Source organism: Mesorhizobium sp. M7D.F.Ca.US.004.03.1.1, assembly GCF_003998635.1.
Classification (GTDB): domain Bacteria; phylum Pseudomonadota; class Alphaproteobacteria; order Rhizobiales; family Rhizobiaceae; genus Mesorhizobium; species Mesorhizobium loti.
Map to the genome: position 1 here is coordinate 1 of NZ_RZQG01001050.1, position 1915 is coordinate 1915.

Annotated in this window: 3 protein-coding genes; 2 read left to right on the forward strand and 1 reads right to left on the reverse strand. The window is 56.4% G+C overall.

Features of this window, described 5'->3' with window-relative positions:
- Together EN935_RS33690 and EN935_RS33695 are read left to right on the forward strand one after the other, a co-directional pair.
- Positions 1 to 408, forward strand: a 408-nt coding sequence (locus tag EN935_RS33690) for an FAD-binding oxidoreductase (protein WP_164771592.1), incomplete at its 5' end; no start/stop codon positions are given.
- Positions 409 to 506: 98 nt separating this feature from the next.
- Entirely contained in the window at positions 507 to 1415 is a 909-nt protein-coding gene (locus tag EN935_RS33695) for a dihydrodipicolinate synthase family protein (protein WP_127265763.1), read from the forward strand.
- 256 nt (positions 1416 to 1671) lie between these two features.
- Here EN935_RS33695 and EN935_RS41075 read toward each other — a convergent pair.
- Positions 1672 to 1915: hypothetical protein (locus tag EN935_RS41075; protein WP_206534634.1), on the reverse strand; the 244-nt coding region annotated here is incomplete at its 5' end.

Here is a 1915-nt window from a genome sequence, read left to right on the forward strand (position 1 = left end):
GATTCCGACGGAATCGAAATCAACCATGAGATCATTTTCGCTGAGCAGAAGTTTGTCGTCACACCGCTTGAGCGGCGTCTGCGCATTGGCGGAGCTGCCGAGTTCACGGGGCTTGTGGCGGAACCCAATTTCCGTCGTTCCGAAGTGCTGATGGAGCTTGGCCGGCGGGCGGTGCCCAAGCTTACCTTGAGGTCAGGCACTGTCTGGATGGGCCAACGGCCGACCACACCCGACTCCTTGCCGGTAATAGGCAGGGCCACAGGCGCGAGCAATGCGATCTACGCCTTCGGCCACGGCCATCTCGGGCTGACGCAGGCTGCGCCGACAGCGCGACTTGTTGCCGAGTTGATTGGCCTCGGGCCGAGTTCCATCGACCTTGCACCCTACTCAGCCTCACGTTTTGCATAGAATGCGAGGTGCCATATGGACAACTGACCGCATTAATTGCATATTGGATACAAAGCAGAAAACCGTAACAATTTCAGATAAATAGGAAGGTTAAGAACATGGCTGACTGGAAAGGCGTTTTTCCCGCTGTGACCACCAAGATGAAGCAGTCCGGCGAGATCGATCTGCAGGCCACTCAAAAGAGCATCGACCGACTGATCTCCAACGGCGTCTCCGGCATTGTCGTGCTCCCGATGCTGGGCGAGAACGCTTCGCTGTTGCCGTCTGAAAAGGAGATGGTCATCCGAGGCGCCAAGGAAGCCATTGGCGGTCGCGTCCCGCTGCTTTCTGGCCTCGCCGAATTGTCAAGCGAAGGCGCTGCCAAGACGGCCAAGACCTTTGAGGGCTATGGCGCCGAAGGGCTGATGGTCTTTCCGAGCCTGGGCTACAAGACTGACGCACGCGAGACTGCCGCGTGGTACAGGAACATCGCCAAGGCCTGCGGCATCCCGATCATGATTTACAACAATCCGATTGCATACGGCGTCGACGTCACACCGGATATCTTGAAGGATCTCGCAGATGTACCGTCGATCGTCTGTATCAAGGAGGAGACTGGTGATATTCGTCGCATAACTGACATGTATAACGAGCTTGGCGACCGCTATCGCATCTTCTGTGGTGTCGACGACCTGATCCTCGAAAGCATGGCGCTTGGCGCCACCGGCTGGGTTTCGGGAATGACCAATGCCTGGCCCGAGGAATGTGTTGCTATCTTCAATCTATGCGCTGAAGGCAGCTTCGACGAAGCCCGCAGTCTCTACCGCATCATGACACCGGCCTTCCATCTCGATGTGCATGTCAAGCTCGTCCAATATATCAAGCTGGCAGAACATCTCGTCTGCGGCAGCCCTGAGTGGACCCGAGCGCCCCGTCTGCCACTTGTTGGTCCCGAACGTGAGCGCGTGGTTGGCACAATCAAGCAAACCATTGGCAAGCTGCAGGCGCGAGGCAATATTGCAGCCTGACCAATAAGAGCTCGCGGGGCGGGCATATATCAGCGGCGTACCTCCCGACGCTCCTGATCTCCTTGGTGCCCGCCTCGCGAGGCTTGATGAAGATTGTTGTCGGGTCAGTGGAGTCTCTCCATTGACAACACCTGCGACAGTCAGACAAGCCACGCCAGACAGCCGATCTGCTCGCGTTTGAATCACGTGGTCAATGGGTCAAAGTCCGTCTGCCAATATTGCCCCCCAAACAACGTTGCCGGTGCAAATGAGGCATTCATTTGGGCGAAATGCCGATCGGCCAAGCCTGAAATCTGCCGGCACTGAACCTCGGTTGCCAGAAAAACTGAACAATCAACGTCGCTAAAACTCGTTTTTCGTTTTGATCGCGCGAGCCTATCACTTCATTGGTTTCCACGGTGCAAGGGCTTTGCAAGTGATCAAGCGCAGTCATACCTCTCCCAAGCTCAGCGAACTTGTTGAATTCCCCCTTGCCGGTACCATGGTCGTCACCGCAGGAC

Excerpts from the sequence above, each read along its gene's own strand:
- EN935_RS33695 (WP_127265763.1), top strand. The coding sequence starts at position 507 with ATGGCTGACTGGAAAGGCGTTTTTCCCGCTGTGACCACCAAGATGAAG.